This is a genomic window from Chitinophaga sp. 10T418 (genome assembly GCF_056394125.1).
This window is the reverse complement of record NZ_JBFTHG010000003.1, coordinates 392,512-415,663: the sequence shown is the minus strand read 5'-3', so window position 1 is coordinate 415,663 and position 23,152 is coordinate 392,512. Positions and strand designations below refer to the sequence as shown.

General features: G+C 44.7%; 13 protein-coding genes. 5 read left to right on the top strand and 8 right to left on the bottom strand.

Annotated elements, in window-relative coordinates:
- Window positions 1-79 precede the first annotated feature (79 nt).
- The 5 genes from ruvA (at window position 80) to AC1DCV_RS09765 (ending at window position 12,028) form a co-directional block, all read left to right on the top strand.
- Complete coding sequence (gene ruvA, locus AC1DCV_RS09785) at window positions 80-667, top strand: Holliday junction branch migration protein RuvA (protein ID WP_441573652.1); 588 nt, start codon at window positions 80-82, stop codon at window positions 665-667.
- A gap of 36 nt (window positions 668-703) precedes the next feature.
- Window positions 704-7,969, top strand: coding sequence for a T9SS outer membrane translocon Sov/SprA (gene sov / locus AC1DCV_RS09780; RefSeq protein ID WP_477023032.1), 7,266 nt, complete (start codon window positions 704-706; stop codon window positions 7,967-7,969).
- A 152-nt stretch (window positions 7,970-8,121) separates the two neighbouring features.
- Window positions 8,122-8,463 carry a hypothetical protein gene (locus AC1DCV_RS09775; protein ID WP_477023031.1) on the top strand — a complete coding sequence of 114 codons (342 nt, stop codon included), beginning with the start codon at window positions 8,122-8,124 and terminating at the stop codon, window positions 8,461-8,463.
- A gap of 63 nt (window positions 8,464-8,526) precedes the next feature.
- Window positions 8,527-10,809 carry a TonB-dependent receptor domain-containing protein gene (locus AC1DCV_RS09770; protein WP_477023030.1) on the top strand — a complete coding sequence of 761 codons (2,283 nt, stop codon included), beginning with the start codon at window positions 8,527-8,529 and terminating at the stop codon, window positions 10,807-10,809.
- A 4-nt stretch (window positions 10,810-10,813) separates the two neighbouring features.
- The gene (locus AC1DCV_RS09765; protein WP_477023029.1) at window positions 10,814-12,028 is read left to right on the top strand and encodes a sialidase family protein; all 1,215 of its coding nucleotides are present in this window, start codon (window positions 10,814-10,816) and stop codon (window positions 12,026-12,028) included.
- 104 nt (window positions 12,029-12,132) lie between these two features.
- Here the strand turns inward: AC1DCV_RS09765 and AC1DCV_RS09760 are convergent, their stop codons facing one another.
- From AC1DCV_RS09760 to dprA, 8 genes are all read right to left on the bottom strand, one after another.
- Window positions 12,133-12,294 (bottom strand): hypothetical protein, encoded by a 162-nt coding sequence (locus AC1DCV_RS09760; RefSeq protein WP_441573657.1) that lies wholly within the window; start codon window positions 12,292-12,294, stop codon window positions 12,133-12,135.
- Between the two features lie 148 nt (window positions 12,295-12,442).
- Window positions 12,443-13,198, bottom strand: a complete 756-nt coding sequence (locus AC1DCV_RS09755; protein ID WP_477023028.1) for an SDR family NAD(P)-dependent oxidoreductase — start codon at window positions 13,196-13,198, stop codon at window positions 12,443-12,445.
- A gap of 32 nt (window positions 13,199-13,230) precedes the next feature.
- Window positions 13,231-15,057, bottom strand: a complete 1,827-nt coding sequence (locus AC1DCV_RS09750; RefSeq protein ID WP_477023027.1) for a gliding motility-associated C-terminal domain-containing protein — start codon at window positions 15,055-15,057, stop codon at window positions 13,231-13,233.
- 166 nt (window positions 15,058-15,223) lie between these two features.
- The gene (locus AC1DCV_RS09745) at window positions 15,224-17,842 is read right to left on the bottom strand and encodes a PKD domain-containing protein (protein ID WP_477023026.1); all 2,619 of its coding nucleotides are present in this window, start codon (window positions 17,840-17,842) and stop codon (window positions 15,224-15,226) included.
- Window positions 17,843-17,860: 18 nt separating this feature from the next.
- Window positions 17,861-18,652, bottom strand: a complete 792-nt coding sequence (locus AC1DCV_RS09740) for an alpha/beta fold hydrolase (RefSeq protein WP_477023025.1) — start codon at window positions 18,650-18,652, stop codon at window positions 17,861-17,863.
- Window positions 18,633-20,243 carry an apolipoprotein N-acyltransferase gene (lnt, locus tag AC1DCV_RS09735; RefSeq protein ID WP_477023024.1) on the bottom strand — a complete coding sequence of 537 codons (1,611 nt, stop codon included), beginning with the start codon at window positions 20,241-20,243 and terminating at the stop codon, window positions 18,633-18,635. Before lnt ends, AC1DCV_RS09740 begins: the two co-directional genes overlap by 20 nt.
- Before the next feature lie 110 nt (window positions 20,244-20,353).
- Complete coding sequence (guaB, locus tag AC1DCV_RS09730) at window positions 20,354-21,826, bottom strand: IMP dehydrogenase (protein ID WP_477023023.1); 1,473 nt, start codon at window positions 21,824-21,826, stop codon at window positions 20,354-20,356.
- 175 nt (window positions 21,827-22,001) lie between these two features.
- Entirely contained in the window at window positions 22,002-23,108 is a 1,107-nt protein-coding gene (gene dprA / locus AC1DCV_RS09725) for a DNA-processing protein DprA (RefSeq protein WP_477023022.1), read from the bottom strand.
- Window positions 23,109-23,152: the final 44 nt, after the last annotated feature.

The following is a 23,152-nucleotide window of genomic DNA, read 5'->3' as shown; positions in this document are numbered from 1 at the left end:
ATCTTTGCCCCGGTTTACCCGAAATACATTATTAATCAATTTCCGAAAGTTTAATTAAATTACTGAACCTTTACCTTGTATGATTGCTTATCTGAATGGAAAATTGGCGTATAAGTCACCAGCTCTTGTTCATCTGGATGTGAACGGAATCGGTTATGAAGTACAGATTAGCCTCAATACATATTCCAGGATACAGAATATGGAAAGTTGCAAACTGTTAACCTTCCTCCAGATTAAAGAAGATGCGCATACGCTGTACGGTTTTTTTGAAGAGGCAGAAAGGAGTCTTTTTCTCCTGCTGATAAGTGTTTCAGGTGTAGGGGCCAATACCGCCCGAATGATGTTGTCGTCTTTACAACCAGAAGATATACAACGTGCTATCATGATGGAAAATGAGCGGATGCTCGAAAGCGTGAAGGGGATCGGCGCAAAAACAGCCAAAAGAATAATACTCGAACTGAAAGATAAAATAACGAAGCACAAGGATACCGGAACACATTTATCTGCTACTGTAAACAATACAATGCACGAAGATGCGTTAAATGCTCTGATAACTCTAGGCATAGCCCGGAACATGGCAGAATCGGCAATTCAGAGAGTTATGAAAAATGAGCCACTATTGCAAAACTTGGAAGAGCTCATAAAGAAAGCCCTGAAAAGTTTATAATAAATACATAAAATCCTCTATAAAAACCTATTTTTCTTGGCAAGAAAAACATACTATGGTGCTTTTGCCGTGATAGCAATTGTATCCTTTATCATTGTTGACACTGCCGCTAGGGATCGTTCTGGGAATCTGAAATTATCAAGAAGGAGCTGGAAGCCGGATACCACCATTACAGGTCAAACCAAAATCGATACTACCGGAAAAAAAGATACCTTGAAATACCCCCTTCAGGACAGACGCGGCCCCAATATAACGGATCCGGGGTCCAGAAGTGGTATTGATCTGAAGGATCCCGCAAATATCAACAAAACAGTAGAATACGATCCCGTTACGAAGCAATATACGGTTACCGAAAAAATCGGTAATCAGTATTATCGTAACCCTACCTACATGAGCTTTGACGAGTTCTATAAACTGCAGTCCCACCAGAGTGAACAGGACTACTGGCAAAAAAGAGCCAGCGCCCTCGGTAACCTGAACCAACGCAGCAATGGTCCCGCACTGTATAATGGCAATAACCTCTTTGACCGCATCTTTGGCGGCAGTAAAGTGGATATACGCCCCCAGGGTAGCCTGGACCTGACCTTCGGCTATCAGGGTCAGAATATCAAAAAMCCCGTGCTGGTAGAACAAGCCAGAAAGAATGGCGGGTTTAATTTTGATATGGGGATCAACATGAACGTAGTAGGTAAAATCGGGGATAAACTGAAACTGATCACCAACTATAATACCCAATCCCAGTTTGATTTTGAAAACCAGGTAAAACTCGAATATACCGGCTATAATGATGAAATTATCAAGAAAATAGAAGCCGGTAACGTTAGCTTTCCTCTGCGTAGCTCCCTGATATCCGGAATCCAATCACTTTTCGGGGTGAAAACACAGTTACAGTTCGGACGCTTAACCGTCACAAGTGTACTCTCTAATCAGAAATCACAGAAGCAAAATCTCATGCTCAAAGGCGGTACCCAGGTACAGGACTATAACCTGAGGGCAGATGAGTATGAAGACAACCGCCACTTCCTTTTGGCCCAATTCTTCCGTGATACCTTCAATTATGCCATGTCTAACCTGCCAATCATCAGGTCACTGACAAATATTACCCGTATGGAAGTATGGGTAACCAATAAAACCGGGGCTACTACCCAAACACGTGATATCGTGGGTTTAATGGACCTTGCAGAACAGAATCCTTTTAATAAAACAGCGATACACGTCAATACTACTTCCAAGCTGCCGGACAGAGGAACGAATGACCTGTATTCCAATCTGATCCGCGATCCGATGAGCCGGAATACGGGAACGGTCGTTAGCCGATTGCTCGCCTTAGGCTTGCAACCGGTCTCGGAGTTTGAGAAAACATTTGCCCGCAAACTTGATTCTACAGAGTACATCTATAATAAACAACTGGGTTTCATCTCCCTTAACCAACAATTACAGGCCGATGAAGTGCTGGCAGTCGCCTATCAGTATACGTACAACGGAAGGGTATACCAGGTGGGTGAGTTTTCGCAGGATGTACCTCCGGACCAAAACAACAGTGCCAATCAGCCTGTCCTGTTCCTTAAATTGCTGAAAGCAACATCCGCCCGTCCTACCTTACCCATATGGGACCTGATGATGAAGAATATTTACGCCACCGGCGCCTTCCAGGTAAATAAGGAAGATTTCCGGATGGATGTATACTATAAGGATCCGGGCGCAGAAGGCCGTCCACCCAGTGATAAACGTTATATCCCCGATGCAAAGGGAGATTTCGCCGGTGCCCCTATCATTACCATTCTTAACCTCGACCGATTGAATAACCAATTGGATCCGCAACCAGATGGGGTGTTCGATTACGTGGAAGGCTATACGATAAACTCCCTGACCGGTAAAATCATGTTCCCGACACTGGAACCTTTTTCTGCCGGCCTTAAAAAGGCGTTCGGCGGAGATGCGGCACTGGAAAAGCAATACCTCTATAATGTACTGTATGATTCCATTAAAGTGGTGGCCCAGCAGTTCCCACAACTGAACCGATATGTGATACGTGGTTCCTATAAATCGGCCAGCTCCTCGGAAATTAACCTGGGCTCCGGTACTACCATCCCGCCAGGATCCGTTACCGTGACCGCCGGCGGCCAGCAACTGCGGGAAAATGTGGATTACATTATTGATTATAACCTGGGCAGGCTGAAAATTATTAACGGCGGGGTGCTGAACGCCGGCGTACCTATTAATGTACAGTTTGAAAATAATGCGCTATTCGGGCAGCAGGTCCGCAACTATTTTGGTACCCGACTGGATTATATTGTCAATGATAAATTAAGTTTGGGTGGTACAATAGTGCGCATGAGTGAAAGGCCTTATTACCAGAAGGTGAACTACGGAGAGGATCCGATTAAAAACACCATGGTAGGTTTGGATGCGAACTATGCTTCCGAATGGAAAGGATTGAACCGCTTCCTGGATAAGTTGCCGAACTATACCAGCTCTTCTCCATCTAATATATTGTTTACCGGTGAAGTAGCCCGTTTGTTCCCAGGCCATAGTAAGCTGGTGAATGAACCCGGCAGCAAACAGGGTACGGCTTATATAGATGATTTTGAGGGCGTGAAAAGTGGATACGACCTGAAGTTTCCGGCTACCAGCTGGGCGCTGGCCTCTACACCTAAAGGAGCTACAGATGCCTCCGGTAGGGTGATGTTCCCGGAAGCAGAATTGAATAATGTGCTGGATTACGGAAAAAACAGGGCAAAATTGGCCTGGTACATCATTGAACCTACCCTTCAATTACCGAAATCTCCAAGTCTGCCGTCAGGGATTACAATAGATGATCAATCCGACCCCCGCTCGAGGTTAGTATATCAGAAAGAAGTATTCAAAAACAGGTCTACCGACTTCGGACAAAGCCAGTTGAGTACCCTTGATCTGGCCTATTATCCTACAGAAAGAGGCCCCTACAACTTTACCAACAATCCAATCATGATGAACCGGGATGGTTTGCTGGCAAGACCACAAACCCGCTGGGGTGGTATCATGAGGGCGATCGATAACAGTGATTTTGAAACTGCGAACATTGAATATATTGAGTTCTGGATCCAGGATCCATTTATTAAACAGCCTAACAGTTCCGGGGGCTCAATGTACTTTAACCTGGGTAACGTATCTGAAGACATCCTCAAAGATTCCAAGAAATTCTTTGAAAACGGGATGCCTGATCCGCACCAGGATCCTAATAAGATCGATTCTTCCAAATGGGGTCGTTTGCCTAAATTCCAGCAGCAGATCACCCAGGCTTTTGATAATGATCCTAATATCCGCAGCTACCAGGATGTGGGTTACGATGGTTTGAAATCACAGGATGAAGGTGCCTTCTATAAAACATACATGGATACACTGCGAATGAACTTCGGAGGTAGCCCTGTATATAACCAGGCAGTGCAGGATCCGGCTAATGATGATTACAAACATTATCGTGATCCGACATATAACGGAATGAACATTCTGCAGCGCTATAAAAGATATAGCAATCCGGAAGGGAACTCTCCGGTATCTGATCCCAAATCAACTTTCTCCTCTGCAGCCACCAATATTCCTGAATCAGAAGACCTGAACAGGGATAATACCATGAATGAAACAGAGGAATATTTCCAGTATAGAGTGGATATGAAACCTAACATGCAGGTAGGTACCAACTTTATTGTGGATAAGATAGAGGCAGATGTAACCTTACCCAATAATCAGAAAACAACGGAAACCTGGTACCAGTTTAAAGTGCCATTGAACCAGTATAACGCGAAAGTGGGTAACATACCGGATTTCAAATCCATCCGTTTCATGCGTATGTTCCTGACCGGCTTCACGGATTCCGTGATCGTACGTTTTGCCAAACTGGAACTGGTACGCAACCAATGGCGCCGGTATATGTATGAGCTGCGTCCGGGTGATCCAATTCCATTGGATAACTCTACTACCTTTAATTCTTCTGCTGTTAATATTGAAGAAAACTCTTCCCGCACACCTATTCCTTATGTGTTGCCTCCTGGAGTAGTCAGACAGAATACAATCAGCACCAACAACACTACACTGCAACTGAATGAGCAGTCTTTATCCGTACAGCTTTGTAACCTGAAAGATGGTGAAATGCGTGCCCTGTACAAAACGCTGAATATGGATCTGCGTCAGTATAAAAAACTGCAGATGTATATACACGCGGAAGCAGTAGGTGCTGCTACTGCCCTGAAAGACGGACAGATGCAAGCTGTGATCCGTATTGGTAGCGACTTTGTAAGTAACTATTATGAGTACCGCATTCCGCTGAAAGTAACAGACTGGAATGGTCCTAAAACAGCTTTGGACATCTGGCCGGAACGTAATAACATGGAACTGGTAATGTCTCAGCTCAGTGCACTGAAGCAGAAACGTAACATGTGTGATTCCTGCTCTCCGATATTGCCTTACCCGGCAACACCAGTAGCCGATCAGTATGGAAACTTTATGACAGTAGTGGGTAACCCTAGTTTGGGTGACGCCCGCACCATGATGATAGGTATACAAAATCCGAAGGATGACGGACAGCCACATTGCGCTGAGGTATGGCTGGATGAACTGCGCCTCTCTGATTTTGATGAGAAGGGTGGTTATGCTGCACTCGCCAGGGTGGATGTACAACTTTCCGACTTAGGTACCATCTCTGTTTCCGGTAACATGCATACCGCCGGTTTCGGAAATATTGATCAGCGCGTAAATGAAAGGTTCAGGGATAACTTCCTGCAATATGATGCCGCTGCTAACCTGGATCTTGGTAAACTATTACCAAAGAAAGCAGGTATCTCTATTCCTGTATATGCCGGCTATTCACAATCCGCCAGCAATCCGGAGTATGATCCTTATGACCTGGATATTAAACTGAAAGATAAAATGGCCCTGGCCAGAAACCGTGCGGAAAGAGATTCTATCCGGAAAAATGCCCAGGATTTCACTTCTATCAAAAGTCTGAACTTTACCAACGTCCGGAAATTAAATCTCGGTGGTGGTGGTAAACGGCATCTGTGGGATGTGGAAAACTTTGATCTCAGTTATTCCTTCTCCCAGATACTGCGGCATAATCCGTTGATCCAAAATGACATGCTCACAAAGCACCGTGGAGGATTAGGGTACAACTACGCCGGTCAGCCGCATTACCTGGAGCCGTTTAAGAAACTGATCAAAAGTAAATCGCACTGGCTGGATCTGATCCGCGACTTCAACATTAACTATGTACCGGCTATCCTGAGCTTCCGGGTAGATATATCCCGGCAGTTTGGTGCTACCCGCGTACGTAACGTAGGTGGAGATGTTAAGTACCAGCTCCCGGAAACCTATAATAAATACTTTACGTTCGACAGGTATTATACTGTGAAATGGGATCTTACCCGTAGTATCAATTTTGAGTTCAATGCGGTGAATAACGCACGTATTGATGAGCCAAGCGGCCGTTTAGATGATGCAGCGAAGAAAGACACGGTACGCCGGAACTTCTTCAAAGGTGGACGTAACACCAACTACATGCACAACGCCAACTTCACCTATACGCTGCCTACTTCCAAATTCCCGGCACTCAACTGGACCAATATCGCATTTGGCTACAGCACGGAATACCGGTGGACAGGCGCTTCACAGCTGGCATTGTACCTGGGTAACGCGATAGAAAACACCCAGCAGAAAACGCTGACGGCAGAATTCAAGTTTACAGAACTCTATAACAAATCGAAATTCCTGCGGCAGATCAATGCCCGCAAACCACAAACTAACAACAACAATAACAATAATCAGAACAACAAAACTGCGGCTAATCAGCCAAACCAGAATCAGCCTGCCTCCGATGAAATATCGCCTTGGGTGAAAGGATTGCTGAAACCGCTGATGATGCTGAAACGGATTGGATTTAACTATAATGAAAATGCAGGTACCCGGTTACCGGGATATATAGATAGTACCAAAATTATAGGTATGAACTGGGCCACCATGGCACCAGGCCTCAATTTCGTATTTGGTTATCAGCCGGATAGAAAGTGGTTGGACAAATTTGCACAAAAAGGACTGATTACGCCGGACACCTTATTTAATATACAGGCCCAGCAACAGTTTACACAGAGATGGGATTTACAGGCGCAATTGGAACCTTTGAACGATCTGCGTATAGACCTGACCATGACCAAGTCGTTTACCAAAACGCATACGGAACTGTTCAAAAATCTGACAGATCCGAGCAATTTCCAGCACCTGAGTCCATACGATGCGGGCGGTTTTGAAATTACCTACATTGCTATCAAAACCATGTTTGGTAAAATCAATACATCGGATGGTATTTCAAATACCTTCCGGAACTTTGAAGCTTACCGTAACCAGATCTCAAAAAGATTAGGTGCCATCAATCCATATAATAAAGATCCCGGCGTACCAACAGGAGATCCTAAAGATCCAAACTATGCATACGGTTATACCAGGTATGCACAGGACGTATTGATACCAGCATTCCTGGCCGCATATACCGGAACATCGCCCGATAAGATAGCCCTGTTGAAACAAGGAAATGATAACGTGAAAAGCAATCCTTTCAGTAATTATATTCCTAAACCCAACTGGAACATTACGTATAATGGGTTGACCAAGCTGGAACCTTTCAAATCATTCCTGACCAACTTTACTGTCAGACATGCTTACACAGGTTCACTCAGTATGAACTCCTATAATACCTCTATGTACTTTGAAGATCCGCGGCTCACCGGCTTCCCGGCGTTCAGGGATACCGTATCCGGAAATTACTTCCCTTATTTCCTGGTACCTAACCTTACGCTGACCGAGTCCTTCTCTCCATTGCTGGGAGTGGATCTTACATTCGTAAATAGCCTGAATGCCAGGGTAGAGTTCAGAAAAAGCCGTTCCCTCAGCTTGAGTCTCATTGATTACCAGCTGACAGAAGTACGTTCCAGTGAAATTATTATTGGAGCAGGCTATCGTGTAAGAGGGGTACAATTACCTTTCTCCTTCAGTAAAAATGGAGGTAAGAAGCTGCAAAACGATATGAACTTCAGACTGGACCTGAGTTTCCGGGATGATAAAACCGCCAATAACCGGTTGGATGCAGATTTGTCAATTCCTACCAGCGGGCAGAAAGTAATAGGCATATCACCGTCTATTGACTATGTGGTGAATAACAGATTGAACCTTCGTTTCTTCTATGACAGAAGACAAACCATACCAGTAATATCTACCTCGTACCCCATTACCAGTACCAGTGGAGGTATTACGTTCAGGTTCGTATTGTCGCAGTAAGAAAGTATTACACATAAACGGATTTATGGATAGATCATAAACGAGCGCATTATGCACGTTTTTCTAACCATAAATCCGTTTTTCTTAATATCGGTTTGGTAATTATTTCCTAGGTTTGCGGCGTGAAAGGGTTCGCTATTATATGCATTTTTATGGGGTTGTTGCTGCAGAATTTCAGCAGAAGCCTTATTGTGATGCAGTTTAAGGTGAACCAGTCTTATATCGCCAGTGCGCTTTGTGAAAACAGAGACAAGCCCCAGATGCACTGTAATGGCCGCTGTCATCTTAAGAAAGAGCTGGATAGGGATGCACAACAGGACCAGAATAATAATAACAATAAAGAAAAATATGAAGTGATGTTTGTAGAAGCGATCCAATCGTTTGATGCAGCACCACTACCTGACCAGATTACATTTATTTCTTTTTATAAGGCCCCTCACCAGGATACACTTGTATCATCTGTTTTCCACCCGCCCCAGTCAGTAGTTTCCTGACATTCCTTTATACTACCTGACTAACTCTGTTTGCTACGGCGAACAGTAAACTATTTTATTTACATGAAACAATGTTGTTTACTCATCATTGCGTGTATCGCTGCGTTTAGCAGTAATGCACAGCAATTATATGGGCGTGTGGCTGATGTGCAAACCAAAGAAGCTTTACCTGGTGTGAATGTAAGACTGTTGCATGCCGCAGCAGGATGCAATACCAATGCACAGGGCAAATATGAAATATCCGCGCCTGCTACGGACTCTATTGAAATATCTTATATCGGCTACATCACCCGGCAGATAGCCGTTGATGCTGCCGCGCATATGCCGGTAATCTATCTCCAGCAAAGAACTACCAATCTGAATGAGATCATCGTTTCCTCTTCCCGGGATAAGCAGGAACGGACAACTGTTCCGGTGGCCATCAGTACCATCTCGGCCCAAACATTGAATGACACCAAAGCCACTACCCTGGACCAGGTATTAAATAAGGTAAGCGGAGTTTATATGGTGGATCTGGGTAACGAGCAGCATACCATGGCTATTCGTCAGCCTATTGGCTATAAAAGCCTGTTTTTGTATCTGGAAGATGGTATACCTATCAGAACAATAGGAGACTTCAATCATAATGCACTGATAGAAATTAATATGGCTGCATTGAGGAACATTGAAGTTATTCGTGGGCCCGCCTCTTCTTTATATGGCAGCGAAGCAGTTGGTGGCGCTGTGAATTTCATTACCGCCTCGCCTACGCTGGTACCTACCGCCAAAGTGCAACTGGAAGGTAGTAACTGGGGATACAGAAGAGCGGATTTCAGTGTATCCAATACCGTTAAAAAAGTGGGTTTTGCAGTCAGTGGCTATTATGCCAATCAAAACAATGGCTACATGGATCATAGCGACTTTCATAAGCTGGCATTAACGGCGAAAGTAGACTACCAGATCAATGAAAAAACGAAGTGGACCAATGCCGCCACCCTGATCAATTATAAAACGGATCAGACAGGTGGTCTTGATAGTACCCGTTTCTTTGAAAAAAATTACCGCAATTTCCAGACGTTCACCTACCGCGAAGTGAAAGCATTACGTATACGCAGTACTCTGGATCATGAATGGAACAGCAGCAACCATACTACTTTTACGGGCTTCTTTCGCAATAATACTATCGGGCAAAATCCTTTTTATGCGATACAGGATGTGAGAGGTACACAAAAAGCGAATGGGCAGATCAATAAGGATGGATTTAACAGTTATGGCATTATTGTACAGCATAAGAAACAATTTCACTGGAAAGATGCCGCATTGATAGCGGGTGTGAGTGCGGACTACAGCCCTGCTACTTATGTAGCGGACTATATTGCAATCACAAAAGATGCAGCAGGTTATTATGCCAGTTACCGGCAAACAGATTCCTTACTAACTGATTACCGGGTAGGATTGCTTAACAGTGCCGTATATACGCAATTTGAATTTTCACCGATACAACAAATGAGGGTGGTGGCTGCGTTGCGCTACGACCGGATGGATTACAATTTTGAAAATCATTTAACACCATCTGCATATACAGGCGCGCCCAGCGAGCGTAATAATTTTAATGCGCTCACGCCTAAGCTGGGGCTTACTTATAACCTCGGCAGTAACAGGGGTTTGTATGCCAATTACAGTGTGGGTTTTGCTCCTCCTAATATCTCGGAATTATATACCGGTGTTAAAGTCCCCGTATTGAAATCCGCTACTTATCAGAATTATGAAGCAGGTGGCTGGTTTGGGTTTGCAAATCATAAAGGATATGCCGATCTGAGTATTTATCGTATGAATGGTAGTAATGAAATTATAAGTGTGAGAAATGCTGATGGCGTTTATGAAAACAGGAATACCGGTGCTACTACGCATAGTGGGATAGAGTGGAATGTAAAATATGCGCCTGTTAATAGTCTGCTGATACGCAGCAGTGGTACATATGCGGAACATCTTTTTAAAGCTTATGCAGATGGTAATAAAGTATATAGTGATAACCAGATGAATGGTGCACCTAAATGGATAACCAATATAGAAGTTACCTGGAAGCCTGCTGTATTGAAGGGTTTCAGGATCGGCGCAGAATGGCAGCACATAGGTAAGTACTTTATGGATGCGGCTAATACCTCGGTGTACAATGGGTATGATTTATTTAATGCGAGGGCAGGATATGCATTTAAAGGATTTGAATGCTGGCTCAACTGCATGAACATTGGAGATCAGCTGTATGCCACCACCGCAGAGAAATCTGCATATGGAAAAACATACAGGGTGGGCCCACGGCAGACGTTCAACTTTGGCGTTGCTTATACATTCACCGGGAAAAATTAAAGAGATGAAACCAATTGCAGCCGCGATATTGTTGTTGTTGATGTTGTCCTGCCATCGCAGCGGGATACAGCCGGAGGGGCCGGTAGTTGTATCACATGCAGGAAAGGATGCTTCCTGTCCTTTTATAACGAAAGATACAGATGGCCACCCGGTGATTAGCTGGGTGGAGAAAGATAGTAGTGCAGACAAGGGACTGATGTACTATGCGGTATCTAATGATAACGGGCATACGTTTTCTGAACCGGTTGTTATTCCGGCTACCACGGGTGTTTTTCCGCATGATGAAAATCTTCCGAAGTTGTTGTTTAAGCCGGGCGGCACTGTCATTGCGCTGTTTGGGGTAGAGGCGAATGATCCGCGTAACAAGTATGCAGGTAAAGTTATGTATACACAGTCGTTTGATCATGGCAAAACCTGGCAGGCAGCAGTGCCGTTGGTAACAGATACTGCGGGGTATGATCAGCGTTATTTTGATATGGCTTTATTGCCGGCAGGAGAGGCAGCAGCTATCTGGCTGGATAACCGGAAGCAAACTAACGCGGAAGGATCAACGCTTTATTTTGCGGTGACAAGCGGACAAAGTGGCTTTCAATCTGCGATGCCGGTAGCAACTACCATTTGCCAATGTTGTCGTACTAAAATGTATGTAGCTGATAATGGCAATATTCATCTTGCCTACCGGGATATCATCAACGATTCTATTCGTGATATGGTACACCAGGTATCTACTGATGGAGGCAAATCGTTTTCCATGCCGGTGCGCATCAGTGCAGATAACTGGGTAGTGAATGGTTGCCCGCATACGGGGCCAACGCTGACCGCCAATAGCACCGGGTTGCATTTCGCCTGGTTCACCATGGGCGGGGGACAGGGGGCATTTTATTGCCTCTCTGCAGATAACGGTCAAACCTATACGCAAAAGGAGCCCCTCAGTAAAGCGCCGATGGCAAAACATCCGCAGATGACGACCGTAAATGATCAGATACTGGTAGTATGGGATGAACCTGTAAAATGGAAAAATGATTTTAACAGCAGGGTGGGCTTTCAATACAAATCGGCCGATGGAAAAACGATAATGGCAGGTCTCCTTACGGCGGATAGCAGTTATGTAAATTTTCCGGTGATCAGTGCGGTGGGGAAGGATAAAGCACTGCTGGCTTATAAAAAACGTAGTGGAAACAGGAGTGAAGTGGTGGTAACCAGGTTAGATGTTCAGTAGGCTTTATTAGCGGGTATCCTGACTAAAAATAAATTGGGATGTAGATGATTTTCAGCAACCGTGGTTCATTGAAAAATACCTACATCCCAAATTCTAAAAAATTCTCAGCTGTAACCCAAAGAAAAGCCTTTTTGTCCGGCCCAATCTTTACGCGATGCCCAACGACCGTAGTTACCTTTACGGGAGCTGCCAAAGTAAAGGCGCCATCCTTCTTTCCACGTGGGATAGTACAGACGTAACAAGTACATAGTGATAAATGTAAGCATAGGGATATGGTTTCAATGTTTAGGATAGTCAGTTAGTTTAGTCGCATTGGCATAAATTTTTTGCTGCTATAGCTATATGTGTGCAAAAAATATATAAATGTTTCCAAATATAATAACTCCCTTCACAAGATCAAATCACATCTATGTGTTATTTTTTATCTATGTAATAAGCATTGGCTTGTTGCAAAGGTGTCATTACCAGATCATTAATACAAACGTGCGGTGGCAGTGAGGTACAATAGTATACCACGTCTGCTACATCCTGTGGTGTTAATGGAATAAAGCCTTTATACACCTCTTTCGCCTTTTCTTCATCCCCTTTAAACCTTACCAGTGAAAATTCTGTTTCTGCAGCACCGGGGTGAACGGCAGTTACTTTTATACGATAAGGGAGTAAATCAATCCGCATACCCTGGGAAATAGCGTCTACAGCGGCTTTGGTGGCACAGTAAACATTGCCTTTGGCATATACCAGTTTGGCGGCAGTAGAGCCAATATTGATGATATGGCCGGTAGTACGGGAACGCATCCACGGAATAACGGTACGGGACACGTACAAGAGCCCTTTAACGTTCGTATCTATCATGGCATCCCAGTCATCGGTACTTCCTTCGTCAATGGTGCTTAATCCGGCTGCCAGCCCCGCATTATTTATGAGGATATCAATTTTCCTCCATTCTTCCGGAATATTGCCTAAAACGGCTTTTACTTCCGCTTCATTTCTTACATCAAAATTTAATGCCAGAACATTTACACCAAATTCCTGTGTGAGTTGTGTTTGAAATGCATCCAGTCTTTCTTTTCGCCGTCCGGTTATAATCACATCATAACCTTTACCGGCATACGTAGTTGCACATGCCTGGCCAAAACCGGCAGTCGCTCCGGTGATAAGAACAATTCCCATGAGATGTAATTTTTTATGCAATTTACAAAGGATCAGCGGATCAACGTTACTGTTCCTTTTCTCATGATTTCTTTACCAGTAAAATCTGTTCCCTGTAGTATCCAGATATACGTATCCACCGGGGCCGGAGCGCCCCTGAAAGTACCATCCCATCCGGTACGGAAATCTGTGGATGCATAAATTTCCACTCCCCACCGGTTATATATGCGGAAGAATTTGTAGGCGGTGATACCTACGGGGATAAACCGGAAATGATCATTTTGTCCATCACCATTAGGAGTAAATGCGTTTGGCACATACATTTCCGGTCCTGTATAATATTTTACGCTCACTGTTGCATACCCAAAACATCCCTGCTGATTGGATACACGGAGTTTAAAAGCAATGTCGCGGTTATAGTTGAGTACCGGATTCGCGATGTCAGGATTGGTCAACCCGTCTGAAGGTGTCCACGAATAAAAGTCACCACCGCTGCCCTGCATTACCATCGGCTGTCCCCTGGCCAGTATGGTATCGTGTCCTGCAAATGGATTGACTTCGTATATCCGTATGTTTTTTGTGACGGTTTTTTCGCACTGTTTATCGGTCAGCAGGGTCAGTGAAATCGTATATACGTCACCTTTAGTAAAGGTATGTTGGAGCGATCGTTGTATGCCGGGCGTAACAACACTATCTGAAGTACCGAAATCCCATACATGGGAAGTAATATTTCCGTACTGGTAAGAGGACGTATCATTAAACTKAATAAGATCACCTTTGCAGATTCCTGTGGAGGTAAATCCGGCTTTCAGTCCCGGGTAGTTGTTGATGGTACCCACTGCGCTATCTGTGCAGGAGAGCCCTGGGTTCACCACCATTTTTACTTTGTACACACCGGTATCAGGATACTGGTGATAGAACATCGTTTTATTATCGGTAAGGGTATCGGTGCCATCACCAAATGTCCAGTAGTAGGTAGATGAATAACCTGCTACGCTGGAATTGCTGATAGGGACATGTAATGCAGGATCATCTGTACAGTTATTCAGTACTGATGGAAAAGTGGCAGTGATCCTGGTCTGGCAGTTAAATACCGTCAGCAATATGTCTTTGCTATGTGTGCCCAGGAATTTTTTTGTAAACGGATCGTATTCATTCACGCACACTGTTATTACATACTTTCCCGGTTTATTGGGTGTGCAGGTAATCAGGCCCTGAGCAGAAATGGATATGCCCGGGCTGCCACCCATTGGGTTGCTGCCCGAATAAGGTGGTATATACCGTACAGTGGAATTATAGGGCGGTGGTGTGGTAGACGTGTTTTCATTGGTACTGGAACCGTCTGTTAATGCACTGCAAAGATTATAGGTCAAACTATCACCATCTTCATCATACGCAGCATAATCCAGTGTAAAAGGCATCGCACTGCAAATAATAATAGATGTATCCTTATTGAAATAAGCGCTGTTATTATTCGGTCTTGATTCTGTACCGGGAATAGTAGTATAATAAGTAGAACCTTCATGTTCTGAATCATAGATGTTGTTCAGGTTTTCACCGCGGCAGCACCGCTGTGACGCCACGTAATAGCCGCCGGGAATGGGCGCCAGTTCTATTACTGCGGTATAGAAGGCTACTTCCAGGTGTTGTGCCTGCGGTGCCAGGCAAGGATTTTTCAGCGTATCAATGAGTGGACGTGTTTCAGAAATGTAGAGATATACAGAAGATAAAACTTTGGAACCATTGGAAGTAAATACGTTAGCTGTTACAGGGTTCTCGAATCTGTCGATACAACCTTGACGCTCGCCACAGGTAAAATCTGCGTCGCGGTACAATTTGAGAGTGATGAGATAACGGTAGCGTGTATTATCTCCGCTCATTCCTAATGTTTTATAAAAAATTTCGCCACCAATAATATGATATCCAGCTGCGAAAATAGGGAACAAAAAGCAGCTCAATACCAGTAATACTGCTCTCTTCATGATTGGGGATACTGCTCTCTGAATTTAACAAAAAAAGAGCAGATCCGGTTCATTTCGGACAACTTTATCTTACGAGTGTGACGGTACCTTTACGTTGAACAGTATTATTGTTGATATCCTTTCCTTGTACTACCCAAACATAGGTGCCAATGCCGGCAGTCTGACCATTCACTGTTCCATCCCATCCCTGAAGATAAGCCGTGGTGGAGTATACCAGCTTGCCCCAGCGATCAAACACGCGGAAAAATTCCATGGTTACAATACCTACGGGCAGTGGGCGGAAAATATCATTTAATCCGTCTCCGTTGGGAGAGAATGCATTAGGTATATAAATATCCGGCCCTTTAATAAAACGGACGAAAATATTGTCGGTACCGGAACAACCTTCCTGCGTATAGGCGGTAACGGTATATGTAATGTCGTGGTTATACGTAGTAACCGGATTATAAATACTACGGTTGTTTAATCCGTCTGGTGGCATCCAGGTATAGCGTACGCCCCCGGTGGCATTTAGCTGAAATGGAGTGTTCAGCATAATAATGGTATCGTTGCCGGCAAAGGCATACACTTTAGGCACTACCCTTACCAACGTACTGGCGGTAACCGGCTTGGGACATCCGAGTGTATCCGTTACAGTTACTGTAAATAAGGTGGTGTCTGCGGGGTGTGCTATGGTTACTGGTGAAGAAGCGTTATCCACATAAAAGGCTGGCGACCAGCGGTAATAGGCGCCACCGGTAGCACGCAACGTTAAGGGTACACCAAAACAAACAGTGGTATCAGGAGCGGCGGTAGCTTTAGGAGGATCTACCACTTTAAGACTAACGGTATCGGCCCCACGGCATGTACCAAGCGCCACCTGCACTTCGTAAGTTTGTTTAGGAGGAGCTGGTATCACGTATATGTCAGGATTAAACGATATAACGTTATTCCTGGTGAGGTCTGTCCAACGGTAGGTATACAAACCATCGGCGGTAGTTTCCAGATGAATCTCATCATTTGTACATACCGTGCTGTCAGCAATAGTTTTTACATGTATGGAAGTTCTTACATCTACCAATATATCTTTATCGTTCACACATCCCTGGCTATCCACAAAAGTTACTTTATAGGTGGATGTACGTGGAGGAAATACGATAGGATCAGGTGTGTTGGGATTTAGTATAAAGTAGTTGTCCGGTGTCCAGTTAAACGTGCCTGGTAACGTGCTGTTGGCCCACATATGCAAACTGTCTTTGGCACATAGCAATGTATCTGAAGTGGCATTAAATGGAGGCTTATCGTAAATAGTAATCGGATTGGTAATGGTTTGTTCGCATCCTTTATCATTGCGTACATAAAGCTTTACATCATATTTCCCGGGTGTTTTATACAGGTAGTTGGGGTTTGCTACATTGGTGGTGTCCCCGTTGCCGAAATCCCACTTATAATAAGCAATACCTCCGGCATCAGAGCGGGTAGGGGAAGAATTAAATTTTGTCTCCTTATTCGAACAAAAACCAGCAGCCGTAAATGCCGCTTTCAATACCGGATATGCATACACGAGCGCGATAGCACTGTCACCACAGTTACTGTTTTTATCTACCCACATCTTCACTGTATATAAACCTTCTTTGGCGTAAGTATGCGTGAATGCAGCAGTACTGTTGGTAGACAGGGTGGTGCCATCTCCAAAGTCCCAGAAGTAAGGTTTTCCAAGTGTACTGTTATTGGTGAAAGTGACGGTTAAACTGGTGCAGTCGTTGTATTTATCAGGCATGGAAGCGGTCACCTGTTTCACACAGGTAGTCACGTTAATATGAAAATCTTTGCGCAGGGTGCCTATCTGTTTACCATTACGAAATTCTTTTACACATACAGTCACCACATATTTACCCGCTGTGGGGGCAATACCCGATATGATCCCGGTTTTGGGATCTATGGTAACAGTTGATCCAAGTGGACTACCACCGCTGAACGGCGATATGTAGGAAACTTCCTCATAAGGTGGATTTTCCGCAGGAGGAGGTATGTTGTTATCCCCCGTGAGTGCTCCGCCTTTGAAGGCATCACAGAATTCATAGGCGAGGGAATCGTGATCCTGATCTGATGCAGAGAAGTCGTAGGTGAATTTTTTACTGGCACATACCAGAGTGGCTTCTTCCTTATTGAATGTTGGACTGGAGTTTATTATTTGTACGTTGTCGATTTTACCCGGGATGTCAATATAATAAGTTGCACCGGTGCCCACATCGGGGCTGTTGGGGATAGGCTCTGCTATTATATTGAGCATGAACGGATCGCGGCAGCAACTTGAAAAAGCAATGGTGTAACCATTGTCGTTAGCAGGTATCGTAATGTTGGTTGTAAACGTTCCTATCTGGTAACAGATCACCGGAGGATTCACAATACAGGGGTCTACCTGCCCCAGGTTTTTCTCCTCAAAACCTGAGCGGGTGATTTGATAATCCGCGAGCTTACTATAATTTTTTTTGTCGAAGGCAGAGAGGTAAACAGCATCGGGCATTTTGGCTATCCGGGGGCCATTACCGCAGATACGATATAATTTCAGGGTGATCGTATAGGTAATCATGTTACCATTCCTGCTTACAAACTTATAGTATACCTGTCCGCCTATAATATGACTGGCCTGCGCCACCAGGGCGCACACCATGCATAGCAGGATGGCAAGTAGTTTTTTCAAAACATGCGATTTTTATGATTATAGTTGACAAAACGCTATAAACTGCTCCAATATCACATTACTCTCTGTTGCTATTTCCCACATACCCATGTGGCCCACATTTTCAAAAATATGAATGCTGCTGATCCGCGGTAAAGTTATTTGCGGTAACACGTTATCCAGCGGCACTGCATTATCATCTTTCCCGATCATAAATAATACCGGTACCCGAAGCCCTTTCAATACCCCTGTTCTGTCCGGACGGGCGGCCATTGCCTCGTAATAAGCTACCAGCGCCGGGAGCTGGCATTCCATACCCATTTTCACATAGGCGTCTACCTCAGATGGCAGGGTGTTTTTGGTAGCGGGGCTAAACATATTGGGCAATGTTTGCCGTAAAAATGTTTCTGCTCCATATTGTTCCATCAGCTTAACAGACTTTCGTCTGCCTTCTTTTTTCTCTTCACTATCAGCTTTGGCAGTAGAATGAAAAAGTCCCAATCCTTTTACAACGGAGGGATATTTTTCTGCTAATGCCAGTGCAATATAGCCACCCATAGAGTGGCCGATAACAACTGCATCACTGATATCTTCTGCTAACAGGATCGCATATACGTACTCCGCCATGGATTCAATAGTCAGTGGCGAAGACAGCGGCGATACTGCCGTTCCAGGTAAATCCGGAATAATGACGCGATACTGGGTTTTAAGCTGCGTAGTTTGTATGTTCCAAAGTCCTGAGTTCTCTGCAAAACCATGTATAAGCACTACCGTTGCGCCCTGGCCCTCATCCAACCAGGTGATGTTTCCGTTATTGATTGATTTCCGCATGTTTTAAACCGGGAATAAATCGTGAAATAAAAGCATGTAACAGGAACAAGATACAAAATATTAATGCCGCTTTCGACACCAGATCGCCATTTTTTACATAGAACGTAATACCCGTCCCTGGTGTTACAGTTGCTTTAAAAACAGCTTGCTGCCAGTAGGGTTGTGGTTGATGAATATTACCTGCCGGATCAATAACTGCTGATATACCGGTATTTGCGCAGCGTGCTATCCAACGACGGGTTTCAATGGCACGAATCCGGGCATATTGTAAATGCTGACGGTGACCTTCTGTATTGCCCCACCATCCGTCGTTGGTGATAATGACTAATAAATTGGCCCCGGGTTTAATATGCGTGGCCATATAATTACTAAATACTGATTCATAACAGATTACCGGGAAAACGTTGATGCTGTCTGCAGGATTGGTAAACATTTCCACGCCGGGCATACGGCCGTAGCTGCCGGAAATACCACCAAAATCCAACGCTACGCTTTGCATGAACGATAAGTAACGTACATATGGCACCAGTTCGGCTCCGGGCACCAGTTCATATTTATGGTATACCTGTATACTTTTGGAAGTATCTATCTGTATGGCACTGTTATACGCATCCCAGCGGGTACCGTCATTCAGTGTTCTGGCGGTAACAGGGATTTCCTCTGTACTGCTGTAATGCTTTAGTGTAGCGGCGCCGCTGATCAGTTTTGCTTTAGGGTATTTGCGCAGCATTTCCCGGATGGCCATTATTTCCGGTTGATAGTTCAGTTCACTTTCCCAGGCGCCCTGCGGAAACAATGCAGTTTCCGGCCAGATAATATAACGGGTATTGCTATCCGCTTTTTGTTCCGTGAGCMGCAAAAATTTCCCCAGTTGATCCATGGCAGATCCTGCACTGAATTTTTCATCATAGGGATCTATGTTGGGTTGTACAATCACTACCGCTGTTTTCCGCGCCGGATCATCGGGAGGGGGCGTAATAAAAGCAGAAATAATCAATGGCAAACCAATCACCACTGCCGGCTTCCAGATTTCACGTAATACCTGCTTCCACGAAAAATCGTATAGGCGGGCACGTTTCCATACATTATAGATAAGAATATTGGCACAGAGTATCCAGAAGGTGCCGCCGCTGGTACCGGTATATTCGTACCATTGTATCCATCCCGGACGCAATGCAAATGCATGACCCAATACCAGCCAGGGCCAGCTGAATTCCCAGGTCTGATGAATATATTCAAACGTTAACCAATATACGATTAAGGCAAAGTAGGCTACGGGCTCAGGTAATTTTCTACGGGTATTTTTAAAGCCCAGCCAGGGAATGCTCATGAGTAATGCATTGAAGCAATTGGCGAATACGCCACTCATGGGCAGGGTAGTATTGCCTACCCACCAGGTAGAAGCAACGTTCCATACCAGGAAGGTGCTGAACACAAGACCGAAATATTTCCAGCGATGCTGCACTTTTTCGCTGATATACAACAATGGGGTAAATGCAATGAAAATAAGCGGCGTAAGTGGCATAGTAGGCCAGGCAAGCCAGAATATTAAACCACTCAGAATGCTTAACAGCAGGTAAGGCTTCTTCATTTTATAATGATGAATTTCTAATTACGGATAGGAACGAAGATAAGTGCGGAATTACTGAAAACAAAAACGCCCGGCACTTTCAGGCCAGGCGTTCTGTTATCTTTTTGTGATTATCTGCTATAGTTAGGTGCTTCCTTGGTGATTACCACATCATGCGGGTGGTTTTCTTTTACAGTAGCAGCTGTAATTTTTACAAACTGTGCACCCTGTAATGCTTTGATATCTTTAGAACCGGTAAGACCCATACCAGCCCGTAAGCCACCTACAAATTGCTGTACTATTTCAGAGAGCATGCCTTTGTATGGAACGCGGCCCACAATACCTTCCGGTACCAGTTTCTTAATATCATCTTCATCCTGGAAGTAACGGTCTTTACTACCTTCCTGCATGGCTTCAATAGAACCCATACCACGATAGGATTTAAATTTACGTCCTTCGTAAATAATAGTTTCTCCGGGGCTTTCTTCCACACCTGCAAAGATAGATCCTGCCATGATGGTAGATGCACCTGCTGCGAGGGCTTTTACCATATCACCGGTGTAACGGATACCACCATCTGCAATTACCGGGATACCCAGTTTTTTCAGTGCATCAGCAGCTTCCATTACAGCAGACAGCTGTGGGAAACCAGCGCCTGTTACAATACGGGTGGTACAGATAGAACCTGGTCCTACCCCTACTTTCACCGCATCTGCACCTGCCTGTGCCAATGCCAGTGCACCTTCTGCAGTAGCTACGTTACCAGCAATCACCTGCAGTTTAGGGAAAGCTTTCTTTAATTTTTTGAGGTTGTTTAGTACCGCAATAGAATGACCATGGGAGCTATCCAGGCAAACTACATCCACACCTACATTCACGAGTGCCTGTGTGCGATCCAGCAGATCTGCGGTGATACCGAGTGCAGCACCTACGAGTAAACGGCCGAATTCGTCCTTTACAGCGTTAGGATAGCTGGTTAACTGCAGAATATCACGGTAAGTGATCAGCCCTGCCAGTTTACCCTGTTTGTTAACTACCGGTAATTTTTCGATTTTATAATGCTGGAGAATTTTTTCTGCCTTTTTCAGGTCAGTGCCTTCTGGTGCAGTGATCAGGTTTTCACTGGTCATTACCTCTTTTACAAGGCGTTTTTTATTCTTTTCAAACCGTAAGTCCCTGTTGGTGAGGATACCTACCAGCTTGTTGTTATCATCGATAATGGGAATACCACCAATACCGTTTTCCTTCATCAGTCTTAACGCTTCACCGATAGTGGCGTCAACTTTCAGGGTAACGGGATCTATGATCATACCGCTTTCGCTACGCTTAACGCGTCTCACCATTTCGGCTTGTCGTTCGATGCTCATGTTCTTGTGGAGAATACCTATTCCACCTTCTCTCGCCAATGCAATAGCCAGCGTGGCTTCAGTAACAGTATCCATCGCTGCAGATACCATTGGTATATTCAGACGTATGTTTTTTGTTAATTGCGTAGAGAGATTTACTTCTTTAGGCAGAACTTCAGAGTAGGCCGGTACCAGGAGCACATCATCGAATGTAAGTCCGTCAGCTACAAATTTGGGTTTAGATTTTCCCGCAGGCATGATGCAACTATTAATCAGTTAAAAAATAATTGCACGCAAATGTACACCTTTTTAGCTAATAGAAAAAATATTAGCTTTTAGCCTTTAGCTTTTAATGTTTTTTGTTAATATAATATTAACAATATAACCGGGTCTTTCTCCGCCTGCCAACTGAATGCCAGCTAACAACCAACTGCTAAATCAGCTCGTAGAGCTGGCCTGGGAGGCTGCGGAGTACACTTTGCATTTCCAGGTTGAACACAGCGGTAGCTACCTGGCTGCCTGATAAACGGGTTTGCAGGTACAATTCTTCCAGGTGTCGCCGCGACTTTTCCCGGAAAAGCGACATAATCAGCTGCTCATCGGCTGTTAACTCCGGAAACAGCCCGGGTTGCACTATGCCGGAAACAGATGGACGCGCGTTTTCCTGCCAGCCCATCAGCTCCAGTACATCGGCAGCTCCCGTGAGCAGTGCGGCTTTATTATGTTTGATCAGGTAGTTACAGCCCGCGGACTGCGGATCATTCAACCTGCCCGGAATACACATCACATCCCGGTTATAGCCATTGGCCAGATCGGCCGTGATGAGTGAACCGCCCCTCACCCCGCTTTCTATCACAATAGTGGCATCACTGATGCCAGCGACAATCCGGTTGCGCTTAGGGAAATTTTGCTTATCCGGCAGGGTCTGGCTCATAAAGTCGGTCAGCAAACCGCCTTGCTCCAGCATTTCTACGGCCATTTGCTTGTGCGCAAGAGGATATATCCGGTCCAGTCCATGTGCCAGCACGCCTATAGTAGGCGTTTGCTCTTTTAAGGCCGTTTTATGGGCGATCATGTCTATTCCGTAGGCGAGGCCACTTACAATGGTGATACCGGCAGCAGCGAGCTCCTTTACCAGTGTTTCGCATATCGCACGCCCGTAAGAAGTAGGGTGCCTGGTACCAACCACATTAACAATCCGGGGCGGATTTAAGGTGGCACTGCCCTTATAATACAGCATAGCAGGATTGTCGTAGCAATGAAGCAACCGTTGTGGATAACCAGGATCTGTACAAAACAGCGGTTGTATCCTGTATTTCTCTATGAAATCAATTTCGGCAGCTATGGGCGCGAAGTCACGAAAATTGCAAAGTGCCGCCGCCCGGATGCTTCCCACCGTTTCAATTTTCTCCAGTTCATATTTTTTAGCTTTGAATATGTTGCCGGCGCTGCCAAAATGTTCCAGCAGCTTTTTGATGATCACATCACCGATCAGAGGAATCCGGGTTAATGCGATCTGATACATTAATTCCTGGGGCATAACAAACAATATTTCCGCATAATTTACAATTTTCTCATGGCACT